The organism is Pseudomonas sp. p106 (genome assembly GCF_003936645.1).
Taxonomy (GTDB): domain Bacteria; phylum Pseudomonadota; class Gammaproteobacteria; order Pseudomonadales; family Pseudomonadaceae; genus Aquipseudomonas; species Aquipseudomonas putida_E.
The window spans coordinates 298,330-316,748 of sequence record NZ_RHQR01000001.1; the positions used below are offsets into that span (position 1 = coordinate 298,330).

Below are 18,419 nucleotides of genomic sequence, written 5' to 3' on the forward strand. Positions count from 1 at the left end.
CGCCAGGCGGCTCCCTTGAGCGCCTGGCTCTGGTAGCATGCGCCGCATGACGTATTCAGGAAGACTGACTTGGGGCCTGGTTTTCTGGGCCGCCAGTTTCACAGCATGGGGGCAGAGCGAATTGCTTGTGCAGGTAAACCCTGCCAACAAAGCGCTCAAAGCCAATGTCGAAGGCTACATAGGTACCCTGGGTGACCGCGATGAAGAGGCGCTTTTGCGCTTCAGCCGCGGGGCGCAGGAGCAGGCGCGAAAAGCGGCGCAAGCGCTTGGCTACTATCAGGCGCAGATCGATAGCGAGGTCAGGCCGCCTGCCAAGGCCGACCAACCGGCGAAGCTGATCCTTCATATCGACCCGGGTGAGCCTGTGCGCTTGCGCAACGTAACCGTGCGCATCGAAGGGCCTGCCAGCGAGATGAAAGCGTTTCGCGTACCCGACAGCAAAGCCCTGCGCGCCGGTGAGCAACTCAACCATGGGCTGTACGAGGACGCCAAACGGTTGATCCAGAACCAGGCGTCGCGCTACGGCTTCTTCAGTGGGCATTTCAGCCGCCAGCGCCTTGCCGTCGACCCGCAGGCCGGGGTGGCCGATATCGAACTGGTGTATCAGAGCGGCCCACGCTATCGCTTGGGTGCGGTCAGGTTCAGTGGCGACACGCCGCTGGACGAAGAACTGCTGCAGCGCATGGTCTCGTTCGAACCGGGCACGCCATACGACTCCGAACTGGTCGCTGAGCTGAACAACGACCTGCAGTCCAGCGGCTATTTCGAGGGTGTGCGGGTCGATGCTGCGCCCACTGCCGCAGTGGCTGAGCAAATCCCCGTGGACGTGCGCCTCGATACCCGCAAACCGCGGACAATAGGCCTGGGCCTGGGTTACTCGACGGATGTCGGGCCGCGCGGCAAAGCCAATTGGACACGCCACTGGGTCAACCCCCAAGGTCACAGCTACGGCTGGGAAACAGAACTTTCAGCCCCCCGGCAAAACGTGGGGCTGTGGTACGACGTGCCCCTTGACCCGCCCCTGACCGACAAGTTGCGTTTCGCTGGCGGCTATCAGAATGAAGAGATCGCCGGTACAGACACACTCAGCAAGCTGCTGACCGTGGGGCCGGAATGGCACAGCAAGCTGCCCAGTGGCTGGCAACGGGTGATCTCGCTCAAGTACCAGCGTGAAGAGTATCGCCTTGGCGACGATTCGGGCCTGAGCAACCTGCTTATGCCGGGCGTAAGTTTCTCCTACCTGCGCAGCGACAACCGCATCGACCCGCACAATGGCTACCGCCTGCAGTTCGATACCCAGGTGGCCAAGGAAGGGCTGGTGTCCGACACCAACCTGTTGCATGGCAACGTGCTGCTCAAGGGCCTGACCACGCTCGGGCACAACCACCGCTTGCTCGGCAGGGTGCAGTTCGGTGGCAGCGCCACCAACGGTTACAAGAACAACATCCCGCCATCGCTGCGTTTCTTCGCCGGTGGTGACCAGAGCGTGCGCGGCTACGACTATCAGACGCTGTCGCCAAAGAACAGCGACGGCGACCGTATCGGTGGCCGCTACTTGGTGGCAGGCAGCGTCGAATACCAGTATTCGCTGACCGAGAAGTGGCGTGTGGCGACATTCGTCGACCAGGGCAATTCGTTCAACACGCTGGAGCTGCCGAGCCTCAAGACCGGGGTCGGTATCGGCGTGCGCTGGGTTTCGCCGGTCGGGCCATTGCGCCTTGACCTGGCCAAGGCCCTTGATGACGACGGTGGTATCCGCCTGCACTTCTCCATGGGGCCTGAGCTGTGATGCGTGTGTTCAAATTCATTCTGCTGGGCCTGCTTGGCAGTGTGTTACTGGTTGTTCTGGCGCTGGCAGCGATACTTGGTACCGAAGGCGGCAGCCGTTGGGTACTTGGGCGCGTGCCAGGCCTGCAGGTCGATAACTTTCAAGGGCGCCTTGCGGGCAGGTGGCAGGCGAGCCAATTGACCTGGGCTGACGGCGGCAACCGCGTCGAAGTGCTGGCTCCGCTGCTGAACTGGACACCTGGCTGTTTATTGCGGGCAACGCTGTGCATCGATCAACTGCATGCCCAGCGTATCGACATGCTGTTCGCACCGAGCGAGCAACCTGCCGACAGCGGGCCGCTGCAGTTACCGATTTTGCGGCTGCCGGTGGCCATCGAGCTGGGTGACGTCAAGGTTAGTCAGGTGCGCCTCGATGGTAGCGACCTGCTCGGCGATCTTCACCTGGCGGCGCACTGGACTGCCACAGGGCTGCAGATCGACAGCCTGCAACTGCAGCGCGATGACCTGCAATTGAATGTGCAGGGCGATCTGCAACCCGAGGGTGACTGGCCGGTGCAACTGCAGGGGCAGGTGCAACTGCCTGCGGTGCAAGGGCAGGCCTGGCAACTGGCACTGACCGCCAAAGGCGAGTTGCAGAAAACCCTTGAACTGGATGCGACCAGCAGCGGTTATCTCAACGCGCGCCTGACCGGTGAGTTGCAGGCACTGGCCGAGCACTTGCCGGCCAGGTTGCAGCTGCGCTCCGATGCCTTCAAACCCGCGCAAACGCTGCCGGACACGCTGCAGCTCAATCAGCTCAAGCTCGACGCCGAGGGCGATTTGCTCAAAGGTTATCAGTTGTCCGGTAGCGCCAGCCTGCCGGCAGAACAGGCACCGATCGCCCTGCTGCTCAAGGGCAAGGTAGATGCCAAAGGGGCGAACGTTCAGGCGTTGGACCTTTCTGCCAGCGACGCTCAGCACGTGAAGCTGCAGGCCAGCGCCGACTGGCAGCAAGGCCTGGTGGCCGATGCCCAGCTCGACTGGCAGGATTTCCCGTGGCTACGTCTGTACCCGTTGGACGCGCCGCCAGATGTCACGCTCAAGCGCTTCAACGCGCAGGTGCAATACCGCGATGGCAGTTACCAGGGTACTTTCAATGGCGACCTCGACGGCCCAGCCGGAGCCTTTACGTTGGCCAGCCCTTTCGAGGGTGACCTTGGCCAGGTGCGCCTGCCGCAATTGGCCCTGACCGCCGGGCAAGGCAAGGCAGCCGGCAGTGTCGCGGTGCGCTTTGCCGATACCCTGGCCTGGGATGTCGACCTGCAGTTGTCGGCACTCGACCCCGCCTACTGGCTCGCCGAACTGCCCGGTACCCTGGCCGGTCCGTTGCGCAGCAAAGGTGAAATGAAGGGTGAGCAGCTCACCCTCGATACCCAGCTTGATCTAAAGGGCCGCCTGCGCGGCCAGCCGGCGATGCTCAAGGTACAGGCCGAAGGCGCCGGGCAGAACTGGACCCTCGGTGCGCTGGCCGTGCAGTTGGGTGACAACCGCATCAACGGCAGTGGCAGCCTGCAGCAGCGCCTGGCCGGGCGTGTCGACCTCGACCTGCCCCGGCTCGGGCAACTGTGGCCCGGGCTGCGAGGCCAGGCCAAAGGGCGGCTGGGTGTCAGCGGCACGCTGAGCGCTCCCCAGGGTACCCTCACCCTGCAAGGCCAGCAGTTGGCGCAGGAGCAGAACCGTATCCAGCGGCTTGACCTCAATGCACGCCTGGACAACGCCCAGCGTGGCGTGATCAACCTCAAGGCCAATGGTATTCGCCTGGGCGATACGGCGTTGGGCACCTTGCAGGCCAACGGCAAGGGCGATATCCGCCAGCAAGCCCTGACCCTGGGCCTCGATGGCCCGCAGTTGAAGCTTGACCTGGGGCTCGACGGCCAGTTGAACAAGGGGGACTGGCGTGGCCGGCTGGCCAGCGGCAGAGTCCAGGCCGGTGGCCAGGACTGGCAGTTGCAGGCGCCGGCCCGCCTGCAGCGCCTGGCCAGCGGCCAACTGGACTTCGGTGCCCACTGCTGGCGCTCCGGTCAGGCCAGCCTGTGTGGCGAGGATCAACGCCTGGCACCAGAGCCGCGCCTGCGTTATCACCTCAAACAGTTCCCGCTGGACAGTCTGGCCCAATGGCTGCCGAAGGATTTCGCCTGGCAGGGGCTGCTCAACGCTGACGTCAATCTGGACATTCCAGCCAGCGGCCCCAAGGGTGTCGTGCGTATCGATGCCAGTGGCGGCACCCTGAGGGTGCGGGACAATGGGCGCTGGATCGATTTCCCTTACCAGGCGCTGCGCCTGGACAGCACCCTGGCGCCTCGCCGCATCGATACACGGCTGAATTTCCGTGGCGAGCGCCTCGGCGAGTTGAGCTTGAACGCCCGTCTCGACCCGCTGGGGAAAGACAAGCCGCTGTCGGGTGACTTCCGCCTCGCCGGTCTGGACCTGTCGGTTGCCCGGCCTTTCGTACCGATGGTCGAGCGCCTGGCAGGCCAATTGAATGGCAGTGGCCGATTGTCCGGCACCTTGCTGGCGCCAAAGGTCAACGGCAACCTGATGCTCAGTGGTGGCGAGGTCAGTGGTGCTGAGCTGCCCGTCAGTTTGCAGGACCTGTCGCTGCAGGCCTTGATCGCTGGCGAGCAGGTTCAGCTCAACGGTGGTTGGCGCAGTGGCGAGGCGGGCCGTGGCCGGCTGAGCGGAGACCTGACCTGGGGCCAGGCCCTGGGCATGAACCTGCGCCTGCAGGGCCAGCAGTTGCCGGTTACCGTCGAACCCTACGCAACACTTGAGGTTGCGCCGGACCTGAGCCTGCGCCTGATCGACGACAAACTGGCGGTGACCGGCAAGGTGCTGGTGCCCAAAGGCAAGATCACGGTGCGCGAACTGCCGCCATCGACCGTGAAAGTATCGGACGACACCGTCATCGTCGGCCACCAGACCGAGGAAGGCAAAACGCCCATGGCGATGGCCATGGACATTGATGTAGAGGTTGGGCAAGACAAACTGTCGTTCAGCGGTTTTGGGCTTACCGCCAACTTGCTCGGCCATGTACACATCGGCGACAACATGGACACCCGTGGTGAGTTGAGCCTGGCTGACGGACGCTATCGTGCCTACGGTCAGCGCCTGACCATTCGCCGTGCGCGCTTGCTGTTCGCCGGGCCCATCGACCAGCCCTACCTGGACATCGAAGCCATTCGGCAGGTTGATGACGTGATCGCCGGTATTCGCCTGAGCGGCAGTGCCGAGCAGCCTACTACCAAGGTGTTTTCGGAGCCGGCGATGAGCCAGGAACAGGCGCTGTCCTACCTGGTGCTGGGCCGACCGCTGGGCACTTCGGGCGAGGACAACAACATGCTTGCCGAGGCGGCCCTGGGGCTGGGCCTGGCTGGCAGCGCAGGAATCACCGGCAGCCTCGCGTCAAGCCTGGGTATTGACGATTTCCAGTTGGACACTGAGGGCTCGGGCAACTCCACCAGTGTGGTGGCTAGCGGTAACCTGACCGAGAAACTGAGCTTGCGATATGGGGTAGGGGTGTTCGAGCCGGCCAATACCATTGCGTTGCGCTACAAGCTGAGCAAGAAGGTCTACCTTGAGGCGGCGAGTGGCCTGGCCAGTTCGCTGGATATTTTCTACAAGCGCGACTTCTGAAGGGGCGCCATCACCGCACGGTGGCGGCCTCGATGAACTCATTGGTTTCAGGGGCAGGCGCAGTGGGCGGCTTGCGGGTGGGGTTGATCAGCTTGGTATATTCCTCGATCAGCCGGTTGAGCGCCTCGGGTGGCTCGCTGGCTTGAAACTGCATGCGGAGCTGTACCTCGTCCGGGTCTCGCGTTTCCCCCTGGCGGCCCTGGGCGCCAATGGTGACCTTGAAGGCCGCAGCGCCGCCGGCCTCCTCATTCGCCTGCATCGCACGCAGCGCCTCCGTGCCATTGACCCGCACAGAGAGGTCGACCTGCATGCGCTCCAGAGCCAGCCCCTTGGGTGAAACCAGGGCGAACAACGGCACGCGTATCACATGCTTGTCGTCCATGGCGACCTCGACCATCTTGGCTTTCATAGGAGCCCCGAGCGCCTGCGGATCGATGTCGAAAAAGTGATCGAACAGATTGATGTACTGCTGGGCAATCAGGCTATTGGTTGCCGCAGCGGCTTCCTGCAGGCCACGGGTGATATCCCGCAGGTCAATCGCGGTCATGGGGGCAGGGTGGTTGTCCACTCACTTGTCTCCTTGGTACACGGGGAGCCCCGCTGTGTTCAGCGAGGCGGACATTTTGAGACAGGGCGAAGGATCAGGGAGTGGTGGCACCTGCAGAGGCGGTGCTCGCTGTATCGTCCTTCAGTACGTCAGCATCGGAAATCGCATCCGTGCTTATCAGGGTCGAGTTGGGTACCACCGTCGGTTTGGTGGCAGCATCGGTGAGGAAATCGATGACCCTCATCACCGCCTCTGGTGGATCCTGGCGGCGCAAGGTGGTGTTGAATGCATAGCGGGCACGGGTATCGGACTTGCGGGTCTGCGTGGACTTGTGGCTGATACTGCCCTTCATGTCCAGCTTGAAAGGGCCCCAGCCCAGCGAGGCGGCCATGTCACCACCTTTGCTGGACTCACTGAAATCCTCAGCCGCTTGGCTGATGGTCAGTTCGAACTCGACCTTGCCTTCTTCAATGACAATGTTCGGGTGGGTAATGGCCGCCAGCAGCGGGACCTTCATGGACTTGCTGACGACGCCTTTGTATTCGCCCTGTTCGTTGACGATGGTCTCGTCATAGTCGAACTGGATGGCAACCGCTTTGCCATCCTGTACGCAGACCTGCATGAGGAAGTCCGCATAGGATTTGCTCGCAGTGACCTGAGCCTGAACCATGGCTTGTAGCGGCCCGGCGATCATACGGTCCATGGGCAAGGCGTTGATGACCGATCCGATAAGGCTGTTGTCTAGGGACATTGCTGGATTCTCTTTCTCTGTTGGATGATGCAAATACGGCCGTCAGTGCGGCCGGGTGGGGGTCGTCAGCGCGTGCAAGGCTCCTGGCGACGGATATTGCCGATCTGGCGCAGGCTCAGGCCGTACTTGTCGGCCAGCAGGCTGCGTGACAGCCCTTCAGCGCTTTCTTTCTGGATTTGCAGGTTGCGCAACTGCCGCAGGAAGTGGTCTGGCTTGGGGATTTCCAGTGCTACACCGGCAAACCGCTTGATCAGGGCGTCCAGAGCTTCGCCAGGGAGCACGTCGGCGAGCTTGGTGCGCTCACGATGCTTGGGGATGTATTTGGGCCTTCCGCCGAAGGCGCAGGTCAGTTGGTAGGCGTTTTCTATGCCGATACATTCGATCAGTGACTGCAACGAGTGCGGCAGAAGGCTGATGTCGATGGCTGTGAGATCTGGCAATTCCATGTGGTGCTCCCTCGCGGTAGATGGGGCGCGATGCTTTGATGAGCCGCAATGGCGGGTCAGCGATTACCATCGGCGTTCTGTCGTTGGCGTGAGAGGATTGTCAGTGAGTGTCGAATAACGTCGCTAGGCGCCAAGTGGTCCAGCTGTTGTAGCCTCGGGGAGCAAGATTTGAAGGCAACGATTTCGCGTGTTGTAGGACATCGCTCTGGCGTTGCCCTACAGCCGTTGATACTCAGGGGGGCACTTTTCCGTGAGGCAACTGGGTGCCAGTACCCTCAACCGCAGGGGTAAACATGCATCAAGCTCACGTTGCGCAGGTAGGCGTGGGGCCAATCGGCCATTGTTTGAGGCAGACTGCGCCAGTCGACCACGAGGCAGAGGGCACTGAGAGATTGCTTATCGTGCCGGCCCAGCACTTTACCGGGGAAGGATCGGCGATAGAGCGCAAGGGTCTTGCCCACTGCTTCGACTTGTCCGGCGTTGGCCAAGGTTTCGTAGGCGAGCCTTGGCAACTGCGGCTGCTCGATTGTGAAATGGGCGTGGCCGGGCCTTGCGAGCAGGTGCCCGGCTGCCCTTGTTCGATGCCATAACTGTTGCCATTGGTTGCTGCCGGCGTAGTCCGCCAGTTCGCGGCCCATTTTGAGCAATTGCTCAGGTGGTATCTGGCGGATATCCAGGGCGTGGGTGGGGAGAGAGGGCAGTAACAACAGAATGAGCAGGGCGGGCTTGAGCATGGAGCCTCCAGCATGGGCGGTAGGAAGGCCAATGCTTTCAGGCTTGAGGTGCCACGCTAAGCAGGAAATGCAGCGCCGAAAGCCACGGGCGTTGTATCATTGCCCCGGCTCGTTGCGAGCCATTTGCCCCCGATGTTGCAAGGAACTATCGATGACACACGTGCAGCGCCTCAAATATTCGATTCTTATCATCCTGGTGGTGCTGGGCCTCATGCTGGGCCTGTCACACCTGCAGAAGCAGGGCACCATCAGTGAACAGACTTTCCAGCTGCTGGCCATCGCCATTGCGGTGGTGGTGGTCGTGATCAACGGGATCCTGCGGCGCAAGGTCAAGCCCTGACCCGTACCGGCCGGCCAGGTATGGCCGGCCATGCGCTCAGCGTGCAGAGGGTTGCTCGAGCACGGCGCGCGCTTGCGGGTTGAGGCTGTAGCACTTGTCGTTGCCCAGGTTGATCACGCCCTCTGCGCACAGCCGCTTGAGCACCTCCCGCACACTGAGAAACGACAGCGGAATATCCAGTTGTTCCAGATGCGCGTGCACACCGCGCACGCCAATGCTGCGGCCGGAACGGCCGGCGCTGTGCAGGGCATCGATCACTTTGAGACGAATCAGGCTGGTACGAAGCCCATAGGTGCGCAGCAACTCGCGGATCTGTTCGTTGCCGACACGCTCTTCCCCGCAGGCGTCCTGTCCATTGGCCGCTTTGGCCGGGGTTCGCCCGGTCTGAAGTGAGGATTGCGGGTTGTACATGTGAATGCTCCTTTTCGTGGACTTTCCCGAAATATGGGTGCCTCACTTACTAGGACGAATGAGAACGGAGAATCTGCAGCCTTTGCGCAAAAAAAAGATTCTCTGCCGGTCTCATGAAGACGAATCTGTTTCTCCTTGTGCGTAAAATTTTCATGTGGGCGTTCGTCTGATTGGGAATGATCCCAGAAGCCGAGGAGTGCCCGTGCTCTCAATTTCACGTCCCATGACCTGCGCTGGCCTTGCGGCCGCGCTGGTTGTCTCCAGCATGGCCGCGCAGGCGTTGGAACCCAAGTCTGATGCCACTGCGCAAATTCGCCGTACCAGTTTCGGCGTGCCGCATATCGTTGCCAAGGATGAGCGCGGCCTGGGTTACGGCATCGGTTATGCCTATGGCCAAGACAATCTGTGCCTGCTGGCCAATGAAGTACTGACGGTCAACGGTGAACGTTCGCGCTTTTTTGGCGCGCAGGGCAAAACCCTCGAGCAGCGCGATAACCTGACCAGCGACCTGTTCTTCACCTGGTTCAATACGCCGACTGCGGTCAACAGCTTCCTGCAGGCCCAACCTGCTCAGGTGCGTGATTTGCTGGAGGGCTATGCCAGTGGTTTCAACCGCGCCTTGGCCGAGCGTCGTAGCCAAGGGCTGCCGGCAGAGTGCGGGGATGGTCAGTGGTTGCGGCCGATCACCAGCCTGGACCTGGTCAAGCTGACCCGCCGTCTGCTGGCTGAGGGTGGGTTGGGCCAGTTCGCCGAAGCGCTGGCGGCTGCCCGGCCGCCGCAGTTGGCGAGCCAGCAGGCAGCGCCCACGTTTGGCGAGGCACTTGCCCAGCAGCAGCGCTTCGCTTCGGAGCGCGGCAGCAACGCCGTTGCAGTGGGTGCGGAGCGTTCGGCCAACGGCCGCGGGCTATTGCTGGCCAACCCGCATTTCCCCTGGATGGGCGGGATGCGCTTCTACCAGATGCAACTGACCATCCCTGGCCGACTGGACGTCATGGGCGCCGCACTGCCTGGCTTGCCGGTAGTGAACATCGGTTTCAACCGTCACCTGGCCTGGACCCACACGGTCGATACGTCCAAACACTTCACCCTCTATCGACTGCAACTGGACCCCAAGGATCCGACCCGCTACCTGCTCGATGGCAAGTCCCTGCCGCTGACGCGCCAGGCTGTGAGTGTCACGGTCAAGGCTGAGGATGGCACGCTGAGCCAGGTGCAGCGCCAGGTCTACAGTTCGAGCTTCGGGCCGGTGGTGCAGTGGCCAGGGCGCCTGGACTGGGACAGCAAAGCGGCCTACAGCCTGCGCGACGCCAATCTGGAAAATACCCGCGTGCTGCAGCAGTGGTATCGCATCAACCGTGCCGATAGCCTGGCGGCACTGAAGGGCTCGGTCGAGCAGTTGCAGGGCATCCCCTGGGTCAATACCTTGGCCGTCGATGCCGGTGGCCAGGCGTTGTACCTTAACCAGTCGGTGGTGCCTTATGTGGACCAGCAGTTGCTGAGCCAGTGCAGCAACCCGGCGGCGCAAGGGCCGCTGGTGGTGCTCGACGGTTCGCGCAGCGCCTGCCAGTGGAAGGTCGATGCACAGGCAGCGCAGCCTGGCATCTTCCCGGCGCATCTGTTGCCCAGCCTTGCGCGCAACGATTTTGTGCAAAGCTCCAACGATCCGGCATGGATGACCAACCCCGCCCAGCCGTTGACGGGGTACTCGCCGCTGATCAGCCGCAGCGACCAGCCCTTGGGCATGCGCGGGCGCTTCGCGCTGGAGCGCCTGCAAGGCAAGGCCAAGCTGGGTGTGGAGGACCTGCAGCGGATGGTGATGGATGATGAGGTCTACCTGGCCAGCCTGGTGCTTCCAGACTTGTTGCAATGGTGCAAAGGCGCTGAGGCCGATTTGCAGGCGCTATGTGCGAGCCTGGCGAGCTGGGATGGCAAGGCTGACCTGAACAGTGGCATTGGCCTGGTGCACTTCCAGAACATCGTCGACGCCTTGGCCAGGTATCCGCAAAGCTGGCGTGTGGCCTTCGACCCGGCAGACCCACAACACACGCCGCGTGGGTTGGCAGTGGAGCAGGCGGCGGTGCGCAAGTTGCTGCGCGAAGCGGCGCTGGCCTCACTGCAGCAGGTAGCCAAAGCCGGCGTTGCTGAAGACAGCCGTTGGGGGCAGATCCAGCAGGCGGCCGATGGCACACCGGTGCCGGGCGGCCCGCAGGGCTTGGGGGTGTATAACGCGATCTACAGCGTCCCGCATGGGCCGGGCAAGCGGCTGGTGGTCAGTGGCACCAGTTACTTGCAACTGGTCAGCTTCACCGATAAGGGGCCCCAGGCGTGCGGGTTGTTGGCCTTCTCGCAGTCCAGCGAAGCCGCATCGGCGCATGCGAGCGACCAGACCAAAGCGTTCTCGGCCAAGCAGTTGGCGCCCATCCCGTTCACCGAGGCGCAAATCAAGGCTGACCCCGAGTATCGGCAGTATGTGATCAGTGAGCGGGACAAGGGGGCAGTGGCGAGCCAGCCTTAAGTTACAAACCTGTACCGGCCTCATCGCCGGCAAACCGGCCCACAGGTATCAAGGATAGTGGCGTACCTGTAGGCGCCGGCTTGCCGGCGATGAGGCCGGTATGGCGAAGCTATCAGTTTCAGGAAAACTCGAACGGCTCCAGCTGAAAGCCCTGCGCATCCACCTGCAGGGTCCAGCCGCGACGGTCCCAATCGCCCAGCACGATGCGCCGGGCAGGCTCCCCGTTCACCACCAGCTTGTGGATCGCCGGCCGGTGAGTGTGGCCATGCACCAGCGTTTTCACGCCATGTGCCGCCATCACCGCTGGCACTTCTTCTGGTGTGACATCGACAATTTCGGTGGCCTTCATGCGCGTCTGTGCACGGCTTTCGTTACGCAGCTTGCGCGCCAGCTTTTGCCGGGTGGCAAGCGGCAAGTGCCGCAGAATCCACAGGCTCAACGGGTTGCGCAGATAACGGCGCATTTTCATGTAACCGATGTCGCGGGTGCACAGGGTGTCGCCATGCATCAGCAAAACCTGCTCGCCGCCCAGGCTGATCACGCTGGGGTCGGCCAGCAGGGTGCAGCCGGCGGCCTTGCAGAAAGCCTCGCCAATCAGGAAGTCACGGTTGCCGTGCATCAGGTACACGGCAGTGCCGCTGTCGCTCAGCTGGCGCACGGCCTGGCAGATCGACTGCTGGAACGGCGTCATGGCATCGTCGCCGATCCAGGCTTCGAAGAAGTCGCCGAGGATGTAAAGCGCCTTGGCATGGCGTGCGCGGCCGTCGAGCAGATCAAGAAACGCCCGGGTAATGTCCGGGCGTTCTTCTTGCAGATGCAGATCAGAGATCAGCAGTATCACTCAACGATCTCGGCTTTCTCGATGATCACGTCGTCTTTTGGTACGTCCTGGTGGCCAGCCTTGGAACCGGTGGCGACCTTTTCGATGGCGTCGACGATTTCACGGCCTTCGGTCACTTCGCCGAATACCGCGTAGCCCCAGCCCTGGGTGTTCTTGCCGCTGTGGTTGAGGAAGTCGTTGTCGGAGGCGTTGATGAAGAACTGGGCCGAGGCGGAGTGCGGCTCCATGGTGCGTGCCATGGCAATGCTGTACTTGGTGTTCTTCAGGCCGTTGTCAGCTTCGTTCTGGATGCTGGCGCGGGTTTTCTTCTGGCTCATGCCCGGCTCGAAGCCGCCGCCCTGGATCATGAAACCCTTGATCACACGGTGGAACACGGTGCCATCGTAGTGACCGTCCTTGACGTACTGAACGAAGTTTTCCGTGGTGAGCGGCGCTTTCTCGGCGTCCAGTTGCAGGACGATAACGCCGTGGTTGGTGGTCAGTTTGACTTTGGACATGCTGGAATTCGCTCTTTCAAGGCATTCGGGAATTAGGGTGCGCAGTGCGCCTGTAGTCACCTGACGCAGGATCGGGCGACCGCGACACATGGCGCGCACTGGCCATTTTGCCAGGCCGCGACAAAAAGCTGCGATAAATCACGGCAGTTTGTCCGAGCCCGGCTGTCAGCAGCTTGACTGCTTCGGCTATGATAGGCCCTTTGATTCAATCGGCCTACCCAGGCCGGACACGTGCATTCAAGGATCCTATGAGCAAGCCCACTGCCGACAACGCGCCCAACGCCGCTGCCAAAGGCGCCCCCGCCGTCCCTGCGAACTTCCTGCGGCCGATCATCCAGGCCGACCTGGACTCGGGCAAGCACAGCAGCATCGTCACTCGTTTTCCGCCGGAGCCCAATGGCTACCTGCACATCGGCCATGCCAAGTCGATCTGCGTCAACTTCGGCCTGGCCAAGGAGTTCGGCGGCGTCTGTCACCTGCGCTTCGACGACACCAACCCGGCCAAGGAAGACCAGGAGTACATCGATGCAATTCAGCGCGACGTCAAATGGCTGGGCTTCGACTGGGCCGGCGACGTGCGTTATGCCTCGAACTACTTCGACCAGTTGCACGACTGGGCCGTTGAACTGATCAAGCGTGGCAAGGCCTATGTCTGTGACCTGACCCCTGATCAGGCCAAGGCCTACCGTGGCAGCCTGACCGAGCCAGGCCAGAACAGCCCGTTCCGTGAGCGCAGCGTCGAAGAGAACCTCGACCTGTTCGCGCGCATGAAGGCCGGCGAGTTCAAGGATGGCGAGCGCGTGCTGCGCGCCAAGATCGACATGGCCTCGCCGAACATGAACCTGCGCGACCCGATCCTGTACCGCATCCGTCATGCCCACCACCACCAGACCGGTGACAAGTGGTGCATCTACCCCAACTACGACTTCACCCATGGTCAGTCCGATGCCATCGAAGGCATCACCCACTCGATCTGCACCTTGGAGTTCGAAGGCCATCGGCCGCTGTACGACTGGTTCCTGGACAACCTGCCGGTACCGGCGCATCCGCGTCAGTACGAGTTCAGCCGCCTGAACCTGAACTACACCATCACCTCCAAGCGCAAGCTCAAGCAGCTGGTCGACGAGAAGCACGTCAGCGCCTGGGACGACCCGCGCATGTCGACCCTCTCGGGCTTCCGCCGTCGCGGCTACACCCCGGCCTCGATCCGCAACTTCTGCGAGATGGTCGGTACCAACCGCTCCGACGGTGTGGTCGACATGTCGATGCTCGAATTCAGCATCCGTGACGACCTCGACCGCACCGCGCCGCGCGCCATGTGCGTGCTGCGCCCGCTGAAGGTGGTCATTACCAACTACCCTGAAGGCCAGGTCGAGCAGCTCGAGCTGCCGCGCCACCCCAAGGAAGACATGGGCGTGCGCGTGCTGCCCTTCGCCCGCGAGCTGTACATCGACCGCGACGATTTCATGGAAGAGCCGCCAAAGGGCTACAAGCGCCTGGAACCGGCTGGTGAAGTGCGCCTGCGCGGCAGCTACGTGATTCGCGCCGACGAAGCGGTCAAGGACGCCGAGGGCAACATCGTCGAGCTGCGCTGCTCCTACGATCCGGACACACTGGGCAAGAACCCCGAGGGCCGCAAGGTCAAGGGCGTGATCCACTGGGTGCCGGCAGACGCCAGTGTCGAATGCGAAGTGCGCTTGTACGACCGCCTGTTCCGCTCGCCGAACCCGGAAAAGGCCGAGGAGGGCGCCAGCTTCCTCGACAACATCAATCCGGACTCGCTGCAAGTGCTGACCGGCTGCCGTGCCGAGCCGTCGCTGGGCCAGGCGCAGCCTGAAGACCGCTTCCAGTTCGAGCGCGAAGGCTACTTCTGCGCCGACCTCAAGGACAGCCAGCCGGGCCGCCCGGTGTTCAACCGCACCGTCACCCTGCGTGACTCCTGGGGCAGCTAAGGAACCACCGTGCTTACCATTTACAACACGCTGAGCAAAACCAAGGAAGTCTTCAAGCCGCTCGATGGCAACAAGGTGCGCATGTACGTGTGCGGCATGACCGTGTACGACTATTGCCACCTGGGCCATGGCCGCAGCATGGTGGCCTTTGACCTGGTCACCCGCTGGCTGCGCAAGAGCGGCTATGAGCTGACCTACGTGCGCAACATCACCGACATCGACGACAAGATCATCAATCGGGCCAACGAGAACGGCGAAACGTTCGACGCGCTGACGGCCCGCATGATCGATGCGATGCATGAGGACGAACGGCGCCTGAACATCCTCAAGCCGGACCAGGAACCGCGTGCCACCGACCATATCGCCGGCATGCACGCGATGATCCAGACCCTGATCGACAAGGGCTACGCCTACGCGCCGGGCAATGGCGACGTGTACTACCGGGTCGGCAAGTTCGTCGGCTATGGCAAGCTGTCGCGCAAGAAGATCGAGGACCTGCGCATCGGTGCCCGCATCGAGGTCGACGAGGCCAAGCAGGACCCGCTCGACTTCGTACTGTGGAAGGGCGTCAAGCCGGGTGAACCGTACTGGGATTCGCCCTGGGGCCCTGGCCGTCCGGGCTGGCACATCGAGTGCTCGGTGATGTCCACCTGCTGCCTGGGCGAGAGCTTCGACATCCATGGTGGCGGCAGCGACCTGGAGTTCCCGCACCACGAGAACGAAATCGCCCAGAGCGAAGCGGCGACCGGCAAGCAGTACGCCAACGCCTGGATGCATTGCGGCATGATCCGCATCAATGGCGAGAAGATGTCCAAGTCGTTGAACAACTTCTTCACCATCCGTGACGTGCTCGATGTGTATCACCCGGAGGTGGTGCGCTACCTGCTGGTGGCCAGCCACTACCGCAGTGCCATCAACTACTCCGAGGACAGCCTGCGTGATGCCAAGGGCGCCCTGGAGCGCTTCTATCACGCGCTGCGTGGCTTGCCACGTGTGGCGGCCAAGGGTGGTGAGGCATTCGTCGAGCGCTTCAGCGTGGCGATGAACGACGACTTCGGCACCCCCGAAGCCTGCGCCGTGCTGTTCGACCTGGTGCGCGAAATCAACCGCCTGCGCGACAGCGACCCGGATGCGGCTGCCGGCCTGGCAGGGCGCCTGCGTGAGCTGGGTGATGTGCTGGGTGTACTGCAGCTGGAGGCCGATGACTTCCTGCGTGCAGGGGCTGAGGGCAAGGTCGATGCGGCTGAAGTGGAAGCGCTGATCCAGGCGCGCCTGCAGGCGCGTGCCGACAAGAACTGGGCAGAATCCGACCGTATCCGCGACCAGCTGACCGCCATGGGCGTGGTGCTGGAGGATAGCAAGGGCGCGACTACCTGGCGTCTGGCTGACTGATGATGTGAAGGGGCCGCTTTGCGGCCCCATCGCCGGCAAGCCGGCTCCCACAGGTATTGCGCAGGGCTTGAAGGTTGCGCGGTCGTAGTGAGAGCCGGCAAGCCGGCGACAGGTATTGCGCAGGGCTTGAAGGTTGCACTGTCGTAGTGAGAGCCGGCAAGCCGGGGACAGGTATTGCGCAGGGCTTGAAGGTTGCACTGTCGTAGTGAGAGCCGGCAAGCCGGCGACAGGTATTGCGCAGGGCTTGAAGGTTGTGCTGTCGTAGTGAGAGCCGGCAAGCCGGCGACAGGTATTGCACAGGGCTTGAAGGTTGTGCTGTCGTGGTGGGAGCCGGCTTGCCGGCGATGGGCTGCATAGCAGCCCCCGCTTTTACCTGGGCAACCCCGGCAACGGGCAATGCAACACCAGCTTAGCCCCACCCAGCTCACTGTCACCCACCTCCAGCCCAAACCCATGCAGGTCGACGATCGCCGCAACGATCGACAAACCCAGCCCGAACCCCGGGTGGCGGTGGCCTTCCTCGCTGCGATAAAAGCGCTTCAGCACGGCAGTGCGCTCTTCTTCCGCAATCCCAGGCCCACTGTCCTCGATAGCGATATGCACGCCTGCTTCGTCCTGCGTAGCCGTAATGGCCACCTGGCCACCTTCTGGCGTGAACTTGATGGCATTGCCCACCAGGTTGGCCAGCGCTTCGAACAGCAATTCACGGTCCCCATGCAGCGCCGGCAAGTGCTCAGGCTGTTGCAGGTGCAGGCGGATACCGCCATCTTCGGCCAGGGGCAGGTAGAAATCGTGCAACTCCACCAGAAGCTCACGCGGGTCCAGCTGAACGAAGCCGGCGCGGCGCTGGCGATCCTCCAGTTCACTGATGCGCAACAGGCCGCGAAAACGTGCCATCAGGGTATCGGTTTCGCCGATGGCCTGGTCCAGTGCCTCGGCTTGTGCCGAGTCCAGCCCGGTCTGCTGGCGGATGCGGTACAGCTGTGCACGCAGGCGGGTGAGTGGTGTGCGCAGGTCGTGGGCAATGTTGTCGCACACGCCCTTGACCTCATGCATCAGCCGTTCTATCCGGTCAAGCATGGCGTTGACGATGGCGGCCAGCATGTCCAGCTCGTCGCGGCGGGCCGACAGCGGCAGGCGGTGGGTGAGGTCGCCGGCGACGATCAGCTCTGCCTGCGCCTGTATGGCCCGAATGCGTTTCAAAGGCCTGCGGCGCAGCAGGTACCAGCCGGCGAAGCCTGGGATCAGGGTCAACGAGATGCCCCATAGCAAGGCGTGCAGGATTATGCGTGTCACCACGAACAACGAGCCGTTGTCGCGCAGCAGTACCAGCCAACGGCCGTCCTGAACCTTGATTGCCACCGCGTCGCAGCTGTCACGCGGCATGTGCGGGTCATCGGCGTCCAGGCACCGCTCGAGTTCATGCACCTTGCCGTCCAGCCCGAGTTCCGGCGGAATTGCACGGATACGCCCGCCGATCGGGTTGAGCTGGGCGTCGAACAGGCCGTAGGCATCAAAGGCGCGCTCCTCGAACGCCTGGCTGGCGATCAGCGCGTCGTCCAGTTGCTTGCCGCTCATGTGCGCGAACAGGTGCTGGCGCTGCAGCATGGAGTGGCGGGTCAGCTTGTTCAGGTAGCTGGACACCTCGAAGTACAGCACCCCCATGAGGATGCTGCTCCAGGCCACGAAGAGGAAGCTGTACAGCGCCAGCAGGCGGCTGGTCGAGGAGCTCCAGCCCTTAGACGGGTTCAGCAATGGCATAGCCGGAGCCCCGTACGGTACGGATCAGCGGCGACTGCCCGGGGGCATCGATCTTCTTGCGCAGCCGGCCGATATGCACATCGATCAGGTTGGTGCCAGGGTCGAAGTGGTAGCCCCAGACTTCCTCGAAGATCATCATCCGCGTGATCACCTGGCCGCTATGGCGCATCAGGTACTCCAGCAGCTTGTACTCGGTGGGCAGCAGGTTGAGCGTCTGTTCGCCGCGGCGGGCCTCATGGCTGATCAGGTCCAGTTGCAGGTCGGCGACCTGCAGCCGGGTCTGGGTCATCGGCACGCTATTGCGCCGCAACAGCACTTCCACCCGTGCGGCCATCTCGTCGGAGGCGAATGGCTTGGTCAGGTAGTCGTCGCCACCGGCACGCAGGCCTCGCACACGCTCATCGACGTCGGACAGCGCGCTGATCATCAGGATGGGCGTTGCGATTTTCAGGTTGCGCAGGGTGGTGACGATGGTCAGGCCATCGACCTCTGGCAGCATGCGGTCCAGGGTGATCAGGTCGTAGCCGCCGCCGATGGCCTTGGCCAGGCCTTCACGGCCATTGTCAGCCCAATCCACTTCCAGACCGTGGCTGGTGAGTTCGGCGACGATTTCCTGGCCGGTGACGGCGTCGTCTTCGATGGTCAGTACGCGTGGCATGCTGGTTCCTGGGCGTCTAATGGAGGCTTGATTGTGCCAAAGAATAGACTGCCGGGAATTTAAGAAAAATTCATCTGGCTGCAGTTCGTTTGCTGCGGGGCAAACTGTCTTGCT

15 protein-coding genes are annotated in these 18,419 nt (G+C 62.5%); 6 read left to right on the top strand and 9 right to left on the bottom strand.

Annotated elements, in window-relative coordinates; all coding sequences use genetic code 11:
* Positions 1-46: 46 nt before the first annotated feature.
* Both EGJ09_RS01595 and EGJ09_RS01600 read left to right on the top strand, forming a co-directional pair.
* A complete protein-coding gene (locus EGJ09_RS01595) occupies positions 47-1,789 on the top strand; it encodes an autotransporter assembly complex family protein (RefSeq protein ID WP_125923034.1) in 1,743 nt (580 codons plus the stop codon).
* Complete coding sequence (locus EGJ09_RS01600; protein ID WP_125923035.1) at positions 1,786-5,460, top strand: translocation/assembly module TamB domain-containing protein; 3,675 nt, start codon at positions 1,786-1,788, stop codon at positions 5,458-5,460. Before EGJ09_RS01595 ends, EGJ09_RS01600 begins: the two co-directional genes overlap by 4 nt.
* A 10-nt stretch (positions 5,461-5,470) precedes the next feature.
* On the opposite strand, the gene EGJ09_RS01605 is transcribed toward EGJ09_RS01600, so the two are convergent.
* From EGJ09_RS01605 to EGJ09_RS01620, 4 genes are all read right to left on the bottom strand, one after another.
* Complete coding sequence (locus tag EGJ09_RS01605; protein ID WP_125923036.1) at positions 5,471-6,028, bottom strand: DUF2589 domain-containing protein; 558 nt, start codon at positions 6,026-6,028, stop codon at positions 5,471-5,473.
* Between the two features lie 73 nt (positions 6,029-6,101).
* Positions 6,102-6,758: a DUF2589 domain-containing protein gene (locus EGJ09_RS01610; RefSeq protein WP_115275032.1), complete on the bottom strand. Its 657-nt coding sequence runs from the start codon at positions 6,756-6,758 to the stop codon at positions 6,102-6,104.
* Positions 6,759-6,823: 65 nt separating this feature from the next.
* On the bottom strand, positions 6,824-7,204 hold the full coding sequence (locus EGJ09_RS01615; protein ID WP_115275031.1) for a transcriptional regulator: 381 nt from the start codon (positions 7,202-7,204) through the stop codon (positions 6,824-6,826).
* Between the two features lie 275 nt (positions 7,205-7,479).
* Positions 7,480-7,938, bottom strand: a complete 459-nt coding sequence (locus EGJ09_RS01620; RefSeq protein ID WP_046785436.1) for a hypothetical protein — start codon at positions 7,936-7,938, stop codon at positions 7,480-7,482.
* 151 nt (positions 7,939-8,089) lie between these two features.
* On the opposite strand from EGJ09_RS01620, the gene EGJ09_RS01625 reads away from it, so the two are divergent.
* Positions 8,090-8,278, top strand: a complete 189-nt coding sequence (locus tag EGJ09_RS01625) for a hypothetical protein (RefSeq protein WP_012314261.1) — start codon at positions 8,090-8,092, stop codon at positions 8,276-8,278.
* Between the two features lie 36 nt (positions 8,279-8,314).
* Here EGJ09_RS01625 and EGJ09_RS01630 read toward each other — a convergent pair whose 3' ends face one another.
* On the bottom strand, positions 8,315-8,689 hold the full coding sequence (locus EGJ09_RS01630) for a fe2+ zn2+ uptake regulation protein (RefSeq protein ID WP_115275028.1): 375 nt from the start codon (positions 8,687-8,689) through the stop codon (positions 8,315-8,317).
* Between the two features lie 223 nt (positions 8,690-8,912).
* Between EGJ09_RS01630 and EGJ09_RS01635 the strand changes: the two genes are divergently transcribed.
* Positions 8,913-11,204: an acylase gene (locus EGJ09_RS01635; RefSeq protein WP_125923159.1), complete on the top strand. Its 2,292-nt coding sequence runs from the start codon at positions 8,913-8,915 to the stop codon at positions 11,202-11,204.
* Between the two features lie 118 nt (positions 11,205-11,322).
* On the opposite strand, the gene EGJ09_RS01640 is transcribed toward EGJ09_RS01635, so the two are convergent.
* Both EGJ09_RS01640 and EGJ09_RS01645 read right to left on the bottom strand, forming a co-directional pair.
* Positions 11,323-12,045, bottom strand: a complete 723-nt coding sequence (locus EGJ09_RS01640) for a UDP-2,3-diacylglucosamine diphosphatase (protein WP_115275026.1) — start codon at positions 12,043-12,045, stop codon at positions 11,323-11,325.
* Complete coding sequence (locus EGJ09_RS01645) at positions 12,042-12,542, bottom strand: peptidylprolyl isomerase (RefSeq protein ID WP_039603152.1); 501 nt, start codon at positions 12,540-12,542, stop codon at positions 12,042-12,044. Before EGJ09_RS01645 ends, EGJ09_RS01640 begins: the two co-directional genes overlap by 4 nt.
* A gap of 248 nt (positions 12,543-12,790) precedes the next feature.
* Here EGJ09_RS01645 and EGJ09_RS01650 point away from each other — a divergent pair, with 248 nt between their 5' ends.
* Positions 12,791-14,494: a glutamine--tRNA ligase/YqeY domain fusion protein gene (locus EGJ09_RS01650; protein WP_125923037.1), complete on the top strand. Its 1,704-nt coding sequence runs from the start codon at positions 12,791-12,793 to the stop codon at positions 14,492-14,494.
* A 9-nt stretch (positions 14,495-14,503) separates the two neighbouring features.
* Positions 14,504-15,886 carry a cysteine--tRNA ligase gene (gene cysS / locus EGJ09_RS01655; protein ID WP_039603150.1) on the top strand — a complete coding sequence of 461 codons (1,383 nt, stop codon included), beginning with the start codon at positions 14,504-14,506 and terminating at the stop codon, positions 15,884-15,886.
* Positions 15,887-16,255: 369 nt separating this feature from the next.
* Here cysS and EGJ09_RS01660 read toward each other — a convergent pair whose 3' ends face one another.
* Together EGJ09_RS01660 and EGJ09_RS01665 are read right to left on the bottom strand one after the other, a co-directional pair.
* On the bottom strand, positions 16,256-17,647 hold the full coding sequence (locus EGJ09_RS01660; protein WP_125923038.1) for a HAMP domain-containing sensor histidine kinase: 1,392 nt from the start codon (positions 17,645-17,647) through the stop codon (positions 16,256-16,258).
* The gene (locus tag EGJ09_RS01665) at positions 17,625-18,305 is read right to left on the bottom strand and encodes a response regulator transcription factor (RefSeq protein ID WP_046787707.1); all 681 of its coding nucleotides are present in this window, start codon (positions 18,303-18,305) and stop codon (positions 17,625-17,627) included. The genes EGJ09_RS01660 and EGJ09_RS01665 overlap by 23 nt, the downstream gene beginning before the upstream one ends.
* Positions 18,306-18,419 lie beyond the last annotated feature (114 nt).

Excerpts from the sequence above, each read along its gene's own strand:
- EGJ09_RS01595 (WP_125923034.1), top strand. The coding sequence starts at position 47 with ATGACGTATTCAGGAAGACTGACTTGGGGCCTGGTTTTCTGGGCCGCC.
- EGJ09_RS01610 (WP_115275032.1), bottom strand. The coding sequence starts at position 6,758 with ATGTCCCTAGACAACAGCCTTATCGGATCGGTCATCAACGCCTTGCCC.
- EGJ09_RS01615 (WP_115275031.1), bottom strand. The coding sequence starts at position 7,204 with ATGGAATTGCCAGATCTCACAGCCATCGACATCAGCCTTCTGCCGCAC.
- EGJ09_RS01620 (WP_046785436.1), bottom strand. The coding sequence starts at position 7,938 with ATGCTCAAGCCCGCCCTGCTCATTCTGTTGTTACTGCCCTCTCTCCCC.
- EGJ09_RS01625 (WP_012314261.1), top strand. The coding sequence starts at position 8,090 with ATGACACACGTGCAGCGCCTCAAATATTCGATTCTTATCATCCTGGTG.
- EGJ09_RS01630 (WP_115275028.1), bottom strand. The coding sequence starts at position 8,689 with ATGTACAACCCGCAATCCTCACTTCAGACCGGGCGAACCCCGGCCAAA.
- EGJ09_RS01635 (WP_125923159.1), top strand. The coding sequence starts at position 8,913 with ATGACCTGCGCTGGCCTTGCGGCCGCGCTGGTTGTCTCCAGCATGGCC.
- EGJ09_RS01645 (WP_039603152.1), bottom strand. The coding sequence starts at position 12,542 with ATGTCCAAAGTCAAACTGACCACCAACCACGGCGTTATCGTCCTGCAA.
- EGJ09_RS01650 (WP_125923037.1), top strand. The coding sequence starts at position 12,791 with ATGAGCAAGCCCACTGCCGACAACGCGCCCAACGCCGCTGCCAAAGGC.
- EGJ09_RS01660 (WP_125923038.1), bottom strand. The coding sequence starts at position 17,647 with ATGCCATTGCTGAACCCGTCTAAGGGCTGGAGCTCCTCGACCAGCCGC.
- EGJ09_RS01665 (WP_046787707.1), bottom strand. The coding sequence starts at position 18,305 with ATGCCACGCGTACTGACCATCGAAGACGACGCCGTCACCGGCCAGGAA.